Source organism: Allobosea sp. MMO-172 (assembly GCF_037147855.1).
Taxonomy (GTDB): Bacteria; Pseudomonadota; Alphaproteobacteria; order Rhizobiales; family Beijerinckiaceae; genus Allobosea.
Genome location: NZ_JBBCUM010000003.1, coordinates 75,167 through 88,982 on the forward strand (window position 1 = coordinate 75,167; position 13,816 = coordinate 88,982).

At 66.9% G+C, this 13,816-nt stretch carries 14 protein-coding genes; 7 read left to right on the top strand and 7 right to left on the bottom strand.

Annotation, left to right across the window (positions count from 1 at the left end; all coding sequences use genetic code 11):
* The first annotated feature begins 89 nt into the window (after window positions 1-89).
* Genes tsaD through WFK61_RS05670 form a run of 4 tightly spaced genes read left to right on the top strand, consistent with a single transcriptional unit; the run spans window position 90 to window position 2,882 of the window.
* Window positions 90-1,145, top strand: a complete 1,056-nt coding sequence (tsaD, locus tag WFK61_RS05655) for a tRNA (adenosine(37)-N6)-threonylcarbamoyltransferase complex transferase subunit TsaD (protein ID WP_336810566.1) — start codon at window positions 90-92, stop codon at window positions 1,143-1,145.
* Window positions 1,142-2,137, top strand: coding sequence for an NAD(P)H-dependent glycerol-3-phosphate dehydrogenase (locus tag WFK61_RS05660; protein ID WP_336810567.1), 996 nt, complete (start codon window positions 1,142-1,144; stop codon window positions 2,135-2,137). The genes tsaD and WFK61_RS05660 overlap by 4 nt, the downstream gene beginning before the upstream one ends.
* Window positions 2,138-2,148: 11 nt before the next feature.
* Complete coding sequence (locus WFK61_RS05665; RefSeq protein WP_336810568.1) at window positions 2,149-2,475, top strand: hypothetical protein; 327 nt, start codon at window positions 2,149-2,151, stop codon at window positions 2,473-2,475.
* Window positions 2,475-2,882, top strand: a complete 408-nt coding sequence (locus WFK61_RS05670; RefSeq protein WP_336810569.1) for an EVE domain-containing protein — start codon at window positions 2,475-2,477, stop codon at window positions 2,880-2,882. The genes WFK61_RS05665 and WFK61_RS05670 overlap by 1 nt, the downstream gene beginning before the upstream one ends.
* A 5-nt stretch (window positions 2,883-2,887) precedes the next feature.
* Here the strand turns inward: WFK61_RS05670 and WFK61_RS05675 are convergent, their stop codons facing one another.
* The gene (locus WFK61_RS05675) at window positions 2,888-4,021 is read right to left on the bottom strand and encodes a DUF2235 domain-containing protein (protein WP_336810570.1); all 1,134 of its coding nucleotides are present in this window, start codon (window positions 4,019-4,021) and stop codon (window positions 2,888-2,890) included.
* Between the two features lie 230 nt (window positions 4,022-4,251).
* Here WFK61_RS05675 and acs point away from each other — a divergent pair, with 230 nt between their 5' ends.
* Window positions 4,252-6,204, top strand: coding sequence for an acetate--CoA ligase (acs, locus tag WFK61_RS05680; RefSeq protein ID WP_336810571.1), 1,953 nt, complete (start codon window positions 4,252-4,254; stop codon window positions 6,202-6,204).
* A 314-nt stretch (window positions 6,205-6,518) separates the two neighbouring features.
* Window positions 6,519-7,241, top strand: a complete 723-nt coding sequence (locus tag WFK61_RS05685) for an AprI/Inh family metalloprotease inhibitor (protein ID WP_336810572.1) — start codon at window positions 6,519-6,521, stop codon at window positions 7,239-7,241.
* A 144-nt stretch (window positions 7,242-7,385) separates the two neighbouring features.
* On the opposite strand, the gene WFK61_RS05690 is transcribed toward WFK61_RS05685, so the two are convergent.
* A complete protein-coding gene (locus WFK61_RS05690) occupies window positions 7,386-8,000 on the bottom strand; it encodes a GNAT family N-acetyltransferase (protein WP_336810573.1) in 615 nt (204 codons plus the stop codon).
* Between the two features lie 329 nt (window positions 8,001-8,329).
* Here WFK61_RS05690 and WFK61_RS05695 point away from each other — a divergent pair, with 329 nt between their 5' ends.
* Window positions 8,330-9,010 (top strand): cold-shock protein, encoded by a 681-nt coding sequence (locus WFK61_RS05695; protein ID WP_336810574.1) that lies wholly within the window; start codon window positions 8,330-8,332, stop codon window positions 9,008-9,010.
* A 127-nt stretch (window positions 9,011-9,137) separates the two neighbouring features.
* Here WFK61_RS05695 and bfr read toward each other — a convergent pair whose 3' ends face one another.
* The 5 genes from bfr to WFK61_RS05720 form a co-directional block, all read right to left on the bottom strand.
* Window positions 9,138-9,632: a bacterioferritin gene (bfr, locus tag WFK61_RS05700; protein ID WP_336810575.1), complete on the bottom strand. Its 495-nt coding sequence runs from the start codon at window positions 9,630-9,632 to the stop codon at window positions 9,138-9,140.
* A gap of 119 nt (window positions 9,633-9,751) precedes the next feature.
* The gene (locus WFK61_RS05705; protein ID WP_257732675.1) at window positions 9,752-10,039 is read right to left on the bottom strand and encodes a (2Fe-2S)-binding protein; all 288 of its coding nucleotides are present in this window, start codon (window positions 10,037-10,039) and stop codon (window positions 9,752-9,754) included.
* Complete coding sequence (gene irrA, locus WFK61_RS05710) at window positions 10,036-10,569, bottom strand: iron response transcriptional regulator IrrA (protein WP_336810576.1); 534 nt, start codon at window positions 10,567-10,569, stop codon at window positions 10,036-10,038. The genes WFK61_RS05705 and irrA overlap by 4 nt, the downstream gene beginning before the upstream one ends.
* A 243-nt stretch (window positions 10,570-10,812) precedes the next feature.
* Window positions 10,813-12,402 (bottom strand): DHA2 family efflux MFS transporter permease subunit, encoded by a 1,590-nt coding sequence (locus WFK61_RS05715; RefSeq protein ID WP_336810577.1) that lies wholly within the window; start codon window positions 12,400-12,402, stop codon window positions 10,813-10,815.
* A gap of 190 nt (window positions 12,403-12,592) precedes the next feature.
* Window positions 12,593-13,795, bottom strand: a complete 1,203-nt coding sequence (locus WFK61_RS05720) for an HlyD family secretion protein (protein WP_336810578.1) — start codon at window positions 13,793-13,795, stop codon at window positions 12,593-12,595.
* Between the last annotated feature and the right edge of the window lie 21 nt (window positions 13,796-13,816).

Consider the following 13,816-nt stretch of genomic DNA (forward strand, 5'->3'; position numbering starts at 1 on the left):
CCGCACTATACGAAGGAATTGCCGGCGAGGAACTGCCGGACGAAGCCCTTCATCCCGTTCTTCCGTTCCACGAGGTTAATCGAGCGATCATGCGTGTCCTTGGGATCGAGACGACCTGCGACGAAACGGCGGCTGCGATCGTCTCCGTCGAGCGTTCCGGCGAAAGCAAGATCCTGTCGAACGAGGTGCTGAGTCAGATCGCCGCACATGCGGCCTATGGCGGCGTGGTGCCGGAGATCGCGGCCCGCGCCCATGTCGAGGCGATCGACCGCATCATCGCCCGCGCCTTCGCCAATGCCGACATGAAGCCCGGCGATATCGACGCCGTCGCGGCAGCGGCCGGCCCCGGCCTCGTCGGCGGCGTCATGGTCGGCCTCACCGCCGGCAAGGCGATCGCGCTCGCCACCGGCAAGCCCTTCATCGCGATCAACCATCTCGAGGCTCACGCGCTGACGGCGCGCCTCACCGACGATCTCGCCTTCCCTTATCTGCTGCTGCTCGTCTCCGGTGGTCATACCCAGTTGCTCGCCGTGCGCGGCGTCGGCGATTATCTCAAGCTCGGCGGCACGATCGACGACGCTGTCGGCGAGGCCTTCGACAAGATCGCCAAGATGCTGGCCCTGCCCTATCCCGGCGGCCCCTCGGTCGAGCGCGAGGCGGCCAAGGGCGACCCGGAGCGCTTCGATTTCCCGCGTCCGATGCAGGGAAGGCCGAGCCCGGATTTCTCGCTCTCCGGTCTCAAGACCGCCGTGCGCCTCGTCGCCGAGCGGATCGCGCCGCTCTCCGATAATGACGTCGCCGATCTCTGCGCCTCCTTCCAGGCGGCCGTGGTCGACGTGATGGTCGACCGCACCCGCGCGGGCCTGCGCGCCTGCCGCGAGGCCGGCATCAGCCCCTCGACGCTGGTCGTCGCCGGCGGCGTCGCCGCCAATCAGGCGATCCGCAGCGGGCTCAACCGCCTTGCGACCGAAGCCGGCCTGCCGATGGTCGCCCCGCCGCTGGCGCTCTGCGGCGACAACGGCGCGATGATCGCCTGGGCCGGGCTGGAACGGCTCAGGCTCGGCCTCGTCGACGACATGAGCGCGGTTGCCCGTCCGCGCTGGCCGCTGGACGAGCTTTCGGTCGCGCCATCGACCGCCGCATGAGCCGGCACGCCGCCTATCGCAGCATCGGCGTCGTCGGCGCCGGCGCCTACGGAACCGCGCTGGCGCTCGCCGCCGCCCGCGCCGGACGCGACGTGCAGCTCTGGGCGCGCGATGCCGCGACCATCGAGGCCATCGCGCAGACGCGACAGGCGCCGAAACTTCCCGGCATCGATCTGCCGGAGACCATCCGCGCGACCAGTTCCCTCGCTGCCCTCACCGATTGCGACGCCCTGATCATCGCCGTGCCGACGCAAGCCTTGCGGTCGGCCTGCGAAGGACTGGCGAAAGCCCTGCCGCCGCGCGCGCCGGTGATCTCGGCCGCCAAGGGCATCGAGCAGGCGAGCGGCCGCTTCGCGACGGAGATCATCGCTGAGGCCTGGCCCGGCGCAACCGCCGCGATCCTGTCCGGCCCGAGCTTCGCTGCCGATATCGGGCACGGATTACCGACGGCAGTGACGCTCGCGGCCAGCGACCCTGCTCTGGCGCAGGCGCTCGCCGCAGCGCTGAGCTCGCCGGCCTTCCGCATCTATCACTCCGCCGACACCCGCGGCGTCGAGATCGGCGGCGCGGCCAAGAACGTGCTGGCCATCGCGGCGGGAATCGCGATCGGGCTCGGCTATGGCGAGAGCGCCCGCGCCGCGCTGGTGGCGCGCGGCTTCGCCGAATTGCGCCGCTTCGGCGAAGCCTATGGCGGCGATCCCGAGACGCTGATGGGCCTCTCCGGTCTCGGCGACGTCGTGCTGAGCTGCGCCTCGCCGCAATCGCGCAATTTCTCCTATGGACTGGCGCTGGGTAAGGGCAAGAGCCCGGCCGAGGCAGCCGGCGGCAAGCTGGCCGAGGGCGCCTTCACCGCCCCGGTCCTCGTCGAGATGGCCCGCGAAAAGCAGGTCGAGACCCCGATCGCCGAGGCCGTGGCCGCGATCATCGCAGGCCGTGTCGGCGTGCGCGATGCGGTCGCCGCCTTGCTGGCGCGGCCGATCCGGGCGGAGTGAGGGAGGAGAGCATGGCGGGAGACTGGTCCGACCTGACGAAGCGCGTCGCGCGCGGCATCGCCGAGGTCAAGAAGACGACGGGCTCCGAGCTCGTCGCCGAGAGCGGCCCCGTGCCGCTGGCCGGCCGCATCGCCGGCCCGGTGATTCAGCATCGCAAGCGCCGGGCCGAAGGCACGCATCGCTTCGTGCTGATCCTGCCCTTCGGCGAGGGCGAGGTCCGGGTCGAGCTCGACCCCAAGGATTACGCCGCGCTGACCCGCGAGATGGTGCGGTTCTGGAACGAACAGGGCGAGGCGGCCTCGCAGCCGCCGGCGCCGCTCAAGGAGGACGAGGCCTGATGGCTCACTGGCTGATCAAATCCGAACCGTCGGTGTGGTCCTGGGACGACCAGGTCAAGGCCGGCGCCAAGGGCACGCATTGGGACGGGGTGAAGAACCACACCGCCAAGCTCAACCTGATGGCGATGAAGCAGGGCGACCAGGTCTTCTTCTACCACTCGAACGAGGGCCTCGAAGTCGTCGGCATCGTCGAGGTCATCAAGGAAGCCTATAACTGGATTCCGGGCGAGCCCTGGGTCCTCGTCGACTTCAAGGCGGTGAAGCCCTTGCCGAAGCCGGTCACGCTCGTCGCGGTCAAGGCCGAGCCGAAGCTCGCCAAGATGTCGCTCGTCACCTCCTTCCGCCTCTCGGTCCAGCCGGTGAGCGACGAGGAATGGGACATCGTCTGCAAGATGGGCGGGCTTTAGACCCCTCAACTCCGATAGTAGTCGGCGAAGGGCGGGTAGCCCGCCAGCGCGCGCGGCCGATAGGGCCGCATCTCGTCGAGGATCGGCACGGCCGCAGCCTGCAGGCGCGGCTCGACGGCATCAGCCATGCGGGCCGGCTGCGGCTGGAACCCATGCTGCACGAAACTCTCCCGCGTGCCCTCGCTCCAGGGCAGCCAGGAGGTCTTGCGCTCGTCATGCTGGCGCCCGAGAGCGTCCGGCCGCAAGTTCGCGATCAGCCCCGGCTCGACGATGAGCGGATGCGCGATGGCCCGTGCCTCGGCGATCATCCAGCCCAGCGATAGGTCCGACAACCCCATCCTCAGCCCGTAGCCGCCGCCGATATCGGTATGCACGCCGGCGAACCAGACCTGCCTGATCTGCCCGGACGGTGCTGCGCTCTCGTCCCAGAGTTCGGGCGCGAAGACCTGCCGGTTCTCGTCGATCGCCAGCGCGTGGCGGCCATGGGCGACCTGCCGGTTGAGGATCGCATCGTGGAACCTGTGGCGCCCCGGCAGGCTGCCGATGCCCGGCAACCCAAGCGCCCTGACCGTATCCCAGACGCCAACGAAAAAGGGCGGCGCCGGCTGCGTGCCATGGCGCTGGCGGAATGCCGCAGCGGCCTCGGCGCGGGCAGCGGCGTCCTTGATCATGTAGACGTCCTTGACCGCGCTCGCGGCCAGCGCCCGGACCTCCTCCACCTTGATCGCCTCGCTGAACCCGTCCCAGCGCGTCACCGCCGCTAAGCCGCCCGGCACGCCGCAGAGCGCCAATACCCCGCCGAGGCTGCGGACGGTGTGGGCGCCGCGACTGAAGCCAAACAGGAAGATCCGGTCGCCCGGCCTGTAGGCGCAGAGCAGCGCGGCATAGCAGTCGATGATGTTGTCGGTGATGCCGTAGCCGGTCGCCTGGGCGAGCATATCCTTGAAGCGCCGGAACGGCCCGCGAATCTCGCCCTCGTCCGGATTGGAGCCGAGGCCCGGATCGTAGAAGCAGATTTGCCCGGCGCCATCCGCCTCGCGCGTCGCCATGAACAGGCGATAGACATTCGTCCAGTTGATCGGGTTGGCGCCGCCGGCCTGTCCCGTCCCATCCGAGAAGATGCCGATATTGCGCGCCATGTGGCCTCCCAGAGGCCTATCCTACCATTGGATGAGGCGATCCGGGGATGTTTTGGCGCTGCGCCATGCCCAAAACGCCGGTCCCTGCCACGAAAGTGCGATGCACAATGGGTTGCCGCGCCGCGCGCGCAACCTATGATGCGTCGAAATCGAAGAAGCGACGTCCGCCGCGCCTACCCCTGAGGCGGACCAGCGCAACACAGACGATCCAAGTCTGGGGAGACGCCCGAATGTCCGAGATCATCTACGACGTCCCGACCTCCTGGTCGAAGAAGGCCTGGGCGACCGACGCCAAGTACAAGAAGATGTACGCGGCCTCGATCAAGGACCCCGACAAGTTCTGGGGCGAGCACGGACAGCGGATCGACTGGTTCAAGCCCTACACCAAGGTCAGGAACGCCAGCTACAAGCCGGGCAAGGTCTCGATCAAATGGTTCGAGGACGGCACCACCAACGTCGCCCATAACTGCATCGACCGGCATCTCGCGACCCGCGCCAAGCAGACGGCGATCATCTGGGAAGGCGACGATCCGTCGGAATCGAAGAAGATCACCTACGGGCAGCTCTATACCGAGGTCTGCAAGTTCGCGAACGTCCTCAAGGCCAATGGCGTCAAGAAGGGCGACCGCGTCACCATCTACCTGCCGATGATCCCGGAGGCCGCCTATGCGATGCTGGCCTGTGCCCGCATCGGCGCGGTCCACTCGGTCGTCTTCGGCGGCTTCTCGCCGGATTCGCTGGCGAGCCGCATCGAGGATTCCGATTCGAAGATCGTCATCACCGCCGACGAGGGCCTGCGCGGCGGCCGCGCTGTCGCCCTCAAGAAGAATGTCGACACCGCCGACGACAAGGTGAAGGGCGGCATCGGCACGGTCATCGTCGTCAAGCGCACCGGCGGCAACGTCACCATGAAGGAAGGCCGCGACCGCTGGTACCATGACGAGGCCGCCAAGGTCTCCGGCCATTGCCCGCCGGCCGAGATGAAGGCGGAGGACCCGCTCTTCCTGCTCTACACCTCGGGCTCGACCGGCAAGCCGAAGGGCGTGCTGCACACCTCGGCGGGCTATCTCGTCTACGCCTCCATCACCCACCAGTACGTCTTCGACTATCATGACGGCGACATCTACTGGTGCACGGCCGACGTGGGTTGGGTCACCGGCCACAGCTACATCCTCTACGGACCGCTCGCCAACGGCGCGACCACGCTGATGTTCGAGGGCATCCCGACCTATCCGACGATCTCGCGCTTCTGGGAGGTCATCGACAAGCACAAGGTCAACACCTTCTACACCGCGCCGACCGCGATCCGCTCGCTGATGGGCGCCGGCGAGGACCCGGTGAAGAAGACCAAGCGCAAGTCGCTGCGCCTGCTCGGCTCGGTCGGCGAGCCGATCAATCCGGAAGCCTGGGAGTGGTATCACCGCGTCGTCGGCGAGCGTCGCTGCCCGATCGTCGATACCTGGTGGCAGACCGAGACCGGCGGCATCCTGATCACGCCGCTGCCCGGCGCGACCCCGCTCAAGCCCGGCTCGGCGACGCGCCCCTTCTTCGGCGTCAAGCCGGAGATCGTCGATGCCGAGGGCAAGGTCCTGGAAGGCGCCTGCGAGGGCAATCTCGTCATCGCCGAGAGCTGGCCCGGCCAGATGCGCACGGTCTATGGCGACCACAAGCGCTTCGAGGAAACCTATTTCGCGACCTATCCGAACAAGTACTTCACCGGCGACGGCTGCCGGCGCGACGCCGACGGCTATTACTGGATCACCGGCCGCGTCGATGACGTGATCAACGTCTCCGGCCACCGCATGGGCACGGCCGAGGTCGAATCGGCGCTCGTCGCGCACCCCTCCGTCTCGGAGGCCGCTGTCGTCGGCTACCCGCACGACATCAAGGGCCAGGGCATCTATGCCTATGTCACCTTGATGAGCGGCGAGCAGCCCAGCGACGCGCTGCGCAAGGAGCTCGTCGCCTATGTCCGCAACGAGATCGGCCCGATCGCCTCGCCGGACCTGATCCAGTTCGCGCCCGGCCTGCCCAAGACCCGCTCCGGCAAGATCATGCGCCGCATCCTGCGCAAGATCGCCGAGGACGAGTATGGCGCTCTCGGCGACACCTCGACCCTGGCCGATCCGGCCGTCGTCGACGACCTCGTCGCCAACCGCCAGAACAAGCGCAAGGCGGGCTGAGACGCTCTCCTTCGGAGTGAAGCCGAACATGGCCTGCCCGCACCCGCGCGCAGGCCATTTTCATGGGATCGAGCCCTGCCAGCGGGAACCGAAGCGGATATCGAGGGTTCGCAACGCCGCAGGCCTGCGCCGGATCATCGTGCGTCCCACCGGACGCGGTAACGATGATCTATCGCATTGCTGGCGCGTCGGATTCGTCCGAAAAGTGGATTCCACTTTTCGGTCCGATGCCATAGACCATGCTCATGCCGCGTTCATCGCGTTCCCTGATAATGACGCAACGTTCGGCTGACCGAGATCGGAACCCGCGCCTGATGACGACGACGATCAAGACCGCATCGACCGCCGCCCTCGTCCGCGCGGCCGCCTTGCTGCCTCTGCTGGCCCTGACCGCCTGCGCCGGTTCGCAGCGCTTCACCGGGCCGGTGATGAACCAGCCCTCCTACAGCCAGCCCCTGCCCTCCGCACCGCCTGTGAGCTCGGCCCCGATCACCTCGGAGCCCTTGCCGCCGCCCGGCGGATATCCGGCTGCCCCGCCGCAGGCCGGCGGCTACCCCACCGCAGGCGGCCCGCAGGGCGGTGGCGCCCTGCCCCCGCCGCAGGACCCATTCTTCGATCCCAATGCTGGCGGCGCGCCGCAGGGCCAGCCTCTGCCGCCGACAGGCCAGCCGGTGCAGGACCCCGGCCTGCGCGGCAGCAGCAATCAGGTCGCCGGGCTCGGCTCGGCCCCGGCGGCGGCGCCGCGCCCCTCGACCAGCCGCGACAGCATGGTCGGCGGCTGGACGGCGCGCGAGGCTACAGGCGGCTCCTGCCGCGTCCAGCTGTCGAGCAGCCCGACGCTCGATCTCTATCGCGCATCGTCTTCCGGCTGCACGAACAAGGACCTGCAGAAGATTTCGGCCTGGGATTTCCGGGACGGCGAGGTCTATCTCTACCAGCAGGGCGGCACCGTCGCGGCCCGGCTGCGCAGCTCCGGCTCGGGCGGGCTGGATGGCGCCGTCACGAAGTCCGGCGCCTCCCTGTCGTTGAACCGCTAGGCACCGAATTGACCGCGTCATGGTCGGGCTTGTCCCGACCATCCATGTCTTCGCTGGGCTAAGGCCGTGTTCAAGACGTGGATGCTCGCCACAAGGGCGAGCATGACGATCAACGAACCAACGTCTTAGCTGCGGATCTCCGCCTCAGGCTCCGAGCGTCCGCGAGAGAAAGGCCGTCGGCCAGAAGCTCTTCTGGATCGACAGGGCCATGGTCGCGAAGCCCTTCGCGTTGTCGAGGGCTTCGTCGAGGATCGTGAAGGGCGTCGGGCCGCCGGTCGCGATGACGCCCTCGACATCGGCGTAGCCGCCGACGAGATCGGCCTCGAACTTCGCCGCCAGCCGGCGCATCGCCGTGTTCTCCGGCAGGCAGGTCAGGTAGAGCGTGCGGATGCTGCGATTGCGCGCCGCCGTGATCAGGCGCCCGAACAATTGCGAGCCGACGCCGCGCCGGCGCCAGGGCGTCTCGACGCTGAAGGCAGCCTCGCCGGTCAGCGCGATGATGTCGTCGAGACCGCGCAACTCCGCCGCCCCGCGCACCACGCCATCGACCACATAGGCATAGACCAGCCCGCCGACACCGAAGGTCGTCCGGGCATAGTTCTCCAGAAAGGCGTCATTGACTGCCGTGCCGAAGCGCTGATGGCGCGTGACGGCATCGAGCCTGAGCAGATGCTCTGTGAAAAGATCGCGCTCCGTCGGCCAGAGCCTGCGGATCACGCCATCGCCGGCCTTCTTGCCGGACTGTCGCGAACGGACCAATTGTCTTCTCCTGAACTGCGCAAGTGCCGCGCTAACCGACCAGGAGGCGTTGTCTTCCCTAACTCGCTCATCACATCGTATGAGATGCGCACGATTGCAAGGTCTCGACCTGCGGCATTTTCGCCGGGCCTGCGAAAACATCAGGCATTAGACCGGCTTTCGCATGCGCAGAATGCATGCGTCAGGCACTGCATGACGTTTGGGGACGGAAGCGAAAAAACCGCTGTAAAGCCGTAAAATCTCGTGCAATAATTTCGCTCAGACCCCGATGACGGCGCGCCCGGCATGAGCTAAGTTGCGTGCTCCCGGTCACTCATATTTGAAGATCCATGTTCGATCGACGCAAGCCTCCCGCTGCCCAGCCCTTCGTCACGCACGAAAACATCGAAGCCAAGGTCAAGTGGTTCGACCCCGAGAAGGGGTTCGGTTTCGCATCGCCCTCCGATGGTTCGGGCGATGTCTTCCTGCATGTCTCGGCCATCGGCCCGCTCGATCAGCAGGACCTGCTGCCCGGCGCGACGATCGTCGCCGATCTCGGCGAAGGCCGCCGCGGCCTTCAGGTCGTCGCGGTCCATGAGATCGACGCCTCCACCGCCACGCAGACTGCGCCGGCTCCCCGTGCCTTCTCGCCCCGTCCTCCGCGCGATGATTTCGGCGGCGGCTATGGCGATCGGGATCGCGGCGGCTTCGGCGGCGATCGTGGCGGCTATAACGACCGCGGCGATCGCGGTGGCTTCGGTGGTGGCGATCGCGGCCCGCGTGGCGGCGGTGGCTTCCAGGACCGCAACAGCGGCCCGGTCGAAGGCCCCTATGATGGCGCCGTGAAGTTCTTCAACTCGGATCGTGGCTTCGGCTTCATCGCTCCGGACAAGGGTGGTCCGGACGTGTTCCTGCACGTCTCGTCGCTCGGCCGCAGCGGCCTGCAGCCGCCGATGGACGGGCAGCGCGTGCGCTTCTCGATCCGCACCGGCCGCAAGGGCCCGGAAGCCGCCGACGTCAGCTTCATCTGACGCGACGCAGCTTTGCTGAAAATTGGAAAAGGCCCGCCAATGGCGGGCCTTTTCTTTTGGGCGGATCAGGCCCGCTGGATAGCTCGGCTTGAAAGCGCGCCGCCGGGACGGCGCGCACCAACCCGACTCAATGGTCGTGGTCGTCGCCTTCCAGGCCGCCCATATGCTTCTGGGTGTAGAGTTCGATGCCGACGCGCCCGATCAGGTCGAGCTGGGTCTCGAGGAAGTCGATATGGCCTTCTTCGTCCTTCATCAGGGCCTTGAACAGGTCCTCGGACGGGAAGTCACCGACCTCGCGGCAATACTTCGCCGCTTCCTGATAGAGCGCGCGGGCCTCGATCTCGGCCTTGAGATCGCACTCGATCACTTCCTTGACCGTCTCGCCGATGCGCAGCTGGTCGAGCGTCTGCAGATTCGGGAAGCCCTCGAGGAAGAGGATGCGGTCGACGAAGCGGTCGGCATGGACCATCTCCTCGATCGATTCCTTCTTCCAGGTCTTGGCCATCTCCTTCAGGCCCCAGTTGTCCAGCATGCGATAATGCAGCCAGTACTGGTTGATGGCGGTGAGCTCCGAGCGCAGCCCCTTGTTGAGATATTCGATGACCTTCTTGTCGCCCTTCATCGGGTGCACTCCGCAATCCACATTAGAATTATCCTAATGTAGACCCGACCTGCCCGGAAGTGAAGAGGCAAAAATGCGATCTCGGCGCTTTTGGCCGGGCGCAAAGCCTGTGGCGGCTCTCAGGCCGCGATGCTCTCGTCGTTCAGCTCGATCCCGTCGAGCATGATGCCGACCGAGACATGCACCGCGCACTCGACCTCGCGGCTGGCGCAGCTGCCGCATTGCGTCGCGCAGACCGCGCGGGCTTCGGCCAGAAGGGCCCGGACCTCGCGCGCGCAACGGCCGCAATCCGGGCTGCAACCCAGGCAATCGTAGACCTCGCCGGCCGTCCGGGGGCCGCTGCCGTCAGCAGCGACAGTCCCCTTGATCTGGCCGCAGGACAGAACGTTGCAGGAGCAGACGATCACGCGTGGTGGCCCACCACCCGCTTGGTCTCGATTTCCTCGCCATCGGCGCTGCGCAGACGGACGATGACCTCGACTGAGGAGATCACCATGCCTTCCGGCGCTTCCGGCAGGCCCGCGACCTGGATCATCGAGCCCGGGATATCGGTGACGGTCTCGTCGTCCTCGTTGTAGAAATGGTGATGCTCCGACACGTTGGTGTCGAAGAAGGTCTTCGGGCCGGAGACCGAAACCTGGCGCAGCAGGCCGGCTTCCGAGAACTGGCGCAGCGTGTTGTAGACCGTCGCGAGCGAGAGCGGCTCGCGGGCCCGCAGCGCTTCCTCGTAGAGCATCTCGGCGCTGACATGGCGGTCGCCCTTGGCGAAGAGCAGCCAGCCCAGCGCCATGCGCTGGCGCGTCGGGCGCAGGCCCGCCGTCCGCAGCCGCGCCTTCACGGCGCTGATCGGGCAGGTCGTCGGGTTTTTCTGCGGCCACGGGATATGATCGCCCGCCACGGGCTTGTGATCGTGATCCTTGCTCGCCAGAACGCTCATTGTAACGCCTTCCACACGCCGAACCTCGGCAGCGTAGTTTAGAAATCATCTAAACTACTGATATTACTGACATATTTGGCAAAACATCGGTCAAATGTCAATCTTCGCAGCTGCGGCATCGGGTAGCGTCCACAGCACAACCGCGTGACCGCCGCGCCGGCGCCCCCCTCGGTGCGCATGACGACGGCCTTGGCGGACGCCGTTCCTGATCGCAGCGCAGCCGGCCGCGCTGCGTCGAATCGCCTAGTGGCCACCGCCCCCGCTGCCGGCGGCGGGCTTCGGCGGCTTGCGCAGGAACAGCGTCATCACGACCAGGCTCGCGAAGATCATGGTCAGGCCGAGGAAGACGTCACTGAAGGCCATGACCAGCGCCTGCTTGTGGACGCGCTGGTTGATCAGGGCGAGCGCCATGGTCTGCGCCGCATCGCCATAGTCGATGAAGCGCTGCGCCGTATTGGCGATCGCGTCTTCCGCCACGCCGCGCCCGGCCGTGACCATCTCGTGCAGCCGGGTGATATGGAGGTCGGTGCGGGTGTTGAGCAGCGTGTTGATCACCGCGAGCCCGACAGCGCCGCCGAGATTGCGGGTGAGGTTGTAGAGGCCCGACGCATTCTTGAGCTGCTGCGGCGGCAGCGAGCCGAGCGCGATGTTGTTGATCGGCACCATGCACAGCATCAGCGAGCAGCCGCGCAGGATCTGCGGGACCAGCAGCTCGTAGAAATCCCAGTCCGAGGTGATGAAGGAGGCCCACCAGGTGCCGAGCGCGAAGCCGCCGAAGCCGATCATCATCATCACGCGCGGGTCGAGCTTGGTCGAGAGCCGCCCGGCGATCGGCGCCGTCAGGAACATGGCGAGGCCGGTGACGAACATCGTCTCGCCGATCATCAGCGCGTCATAGCCGCGGATGCGCCCGAGATAGACCGGATAGAGATAGGTCAGCCCGTAAAGGCCGATGCCCATGGTGAAGGAGAACAGCGAGCCGAAGGCGAAGTTGCGGTTCCTGAAGGCGTAGAGATCGACCAGCGGGTCGTCCCGCGTCAGCGCCCGCCAGAAGAACAGCACGGCGCCCAGCACCATCACGACCGAGAAGAACACGATCTCGTGGCTCTGGAACCAGTCGAGGCGCGTCCCCTCCTCCAGCACATATTCGAGGCTGCCGAGGAAGGCCGCCATGGCGCCGAGCCCCAGCCAGTCGAAGCGCTTGAGCAGGCTATGATCGGGCTTGTCGAAATCGATCAGCGTCCAGGCCGCGATGGTCACGCCGATGCCCGGCACCACGTTGACGAGGAAGAGCCAGTGCCAGGAGAAAGCATGGCTGAGATAGCCGCCCACGGTCGGGCCGATCGTCGGCGCCAGCGTCGCGACGAGGCCGATCAAGGGCGAGATCACCGGCCGCTTCGAGGGCGGGAAGATGGTGAAGGCTGCCGCAAAGACACCGGGAATCATGCCGCCGCCGATGAAGCCCTGCACCGCCCGCCACAGGATCATCTCGTTGATCGAGGTTGCCTGCGCGCAGAGCACGCTGGCGATGGTGAAGCCCGCGGCCGCGATCGAGAAGAACACCCGCGTCGAAAGCGCCCGGCTGAGATAGCCGGAGAGCGGGATCATGATGACTTCGGCGATCAGATAGGCGGTCTGGACCCAGGCGACCTCGTCGGACGAGGCGGACAGGCCGGCCTGGATCTCCGCGAGCGACGCCGAGACGATCTGGATATCGAGGATCGCCATGAACATGCCGAAGACCATCGCCATGAAGGCGAAGATCCGACGAAGCGGAACGGCGTCCGAAGCCGGCGGCGCTCCCGCCGGCGCATTCAGGGTCGCGGTGGCCATGGCGGCCTACCTTTCCTCGGGGCTGTCTTCCCGTGCGCGCCGCAGCGTGAAACGCTGCTGCGCATACACCGGACCGTCATCAGTAAAGAGGCGCCCTCACAGCGGCGGGAGCCGATCACGTCTCGTCTTGCGGAGCCACAGCGCGTGCGGGATGACGCGCTATCAATAGCGCTTCACCAATTCCGCTTCGTCAGCGCTGGCTGCCCGGCCGCGGATCGATCGAAACCACGACCGACATGCCCGGCCGCAGCACGTGCTTCGCCGTCGCGTCCTTATCGAGCGTGATCCGCACAGGCACGCGCTGGACGATCTTGGTGAAGTTGCCGGTCGCGTTGTCGGGTGGCAGCAGCGTGAAGACCGAACCCGTACCGCCGGCAATGCCGCTGACCGTGCCATGGAAGACCTGGCCGGGCAGCGCGTCGACGGTGATGCTCGCCTTGTCGCCGGTCTTCAGCGGCCCGACCTGCGTCTCCTTGAAATTGGCGTCGACATAGACCTGATCGAGCGGAACGATCGACATCAGGCGCTTGCCGGCGCCAACGAGGTCGCCGATCTGGACATTGGTGTTGGCGACGATGCCATCGATCGGCGCCGCGATCTTCATGAAGGAGAGATCGCGCTCGGCCTTCTGCTCGGCGACCTTGAGCTCGTCGATCTGGCGGGCAGCCTCGATGCGCTGCGCTTCCAGCACCTTGATATTGGCCTGTGCCTGCACGACGCCGGCCTTGGCGCTCGCCACTGCGGCGACGGCCTGGTCGCGCGCCGCGGTCGCGGCATCGAGCGTCGCCTGCGAACCGTAGGACTTGGCGGCGAGACTGTTGGCACGGTCGAAATCCGCCGCCGTGCGCGTCACGGCCGCCTCGGCCGAATTCTGCTGCGCCTGCGCCTGCAGCTGGGCGGCACGCGCCGCCTCGACCTGGCTGTCGATGCGGGCAAGCGTCGCCTGCGCCGTCGCCGTCTTGGCACGGGCGCTGTCGAGCGCGATCCGCCAGTCGCCATCGTCGAGCGCAACCAGCGGCTGCCCGGCCTTAACCTCCTGGTTCTGCCGCGCCGAGACGGACGCGACATTGGCGGAGAGCTTGGCCGAGACGGTCGCCATCTCGGCGCCGACATAGGCATCGTCGGTCGAGACGATGAAGCGGCCATTGCGCCACCAGTCGACGCCATACCAGAGCCCCGCGCCCACGACGGCCGCGCCCGCGATAAGCAGCGCGCCGCGCTTCAGCGGGCTCTTTCCGGATTTGGCCTTGGCCTCGGCGGCTTCGGGCGGAGCGTTCTTCGCCTGCGCGTCGCGGGCAGTTGCGGGCTCGGCCGCCGGCTGGGCGGTCTCGGCCTTGGCATCGACCAGCTTCAGCCGGTCGCGACGATGTTCGGTGGCGGTTTCAGCAGACATCGGGCGTCCTGCATGTCAATT

Bases quoted from the DNA above. Each gene is read 5' to 3' on its own strand.
- tsaD (WP_336810566.1), top strand. From the start codon at position 90: ATGCGTGTCCTTGGGATCGAGACGACCTGCGACGAAACGGCGGCTGCG.
- WFK61_RS05660 (WP_336810567.1), top strand. From the start codon at position 1,142: ATGAGCCGGCACGCCGCCTATCGCAGCATCGGCGTCGTCGGCGCCGGC.
- WFK61_RS05665 (WP_336810568.1), top strand. From the start codon at position 2,149: ATGGCGGGAGACTGGTCCGACCTGACGAAGCGCGTCGCGCGCGGCATC.
- WFK61_RS05670 (WP_336810569.1), top strand. From the start codon at position 2,475: ATGGCTCACTGGCTGATCAAATCCGAACCGTCGGTGTGGTCCTGGGAC.
- WFK61_RS05675 (WP_336810570.1), bottom strand. From the start codon at position 4,021: ATGGCGCGCAATATCGGCATCTTCTCGGATGGGACGGGACAGGCCGGC.
- acs (WP_336810571.1), top strand. From the start codon at position 4,252: ATGTCCGAGATCATCTACGACGTCCCGACCTCCTGGTCGAAGAAGGCC.
- WFK61_RS05685 (WP_336810572.1), top strand. From the start codon at position 6,519: ATGACGACGACGATCAAGACCGCATCGACCGCCGCCCTCGTCCGCGCG.
- WFK61_RS05695 (WP_336810574.1), top strand. From the start codon at position 8,330: ATGTTCGATCGACGCAAGCCTCCCGCTGCCCAGCCCTTCGTCACGCAC.
- bfr (WP_336810575.1), bottom strand. From the start codon at position 9,632: ATGAAGGGCGACAAGAAGGTCATCGAATATCTCAACAAGGGGCTGCGC.
- irrA (WP_336810576.1), bottom strand. From the start codon at position 10,569: ATGAGCGTTCTGGCGAGCAAGGATCACGATCACAAGCCCGTGGCGGGC.
- WFK61_RS05715 (WP_336810577.1), bottom strand. From the start codon at position 12,402: ATGGCCACCGCGACCCTGAATGCGCCGGCGGGAGCGCCGCCGGCTTCG.
- WFK61_RS05720 (WP_336810578.1), bottom strand. From the start codon at position 13,795: ATGTCTGCTGAAACCGCCACCGAACATCGTCGCGACCGGCTGAAGCTG.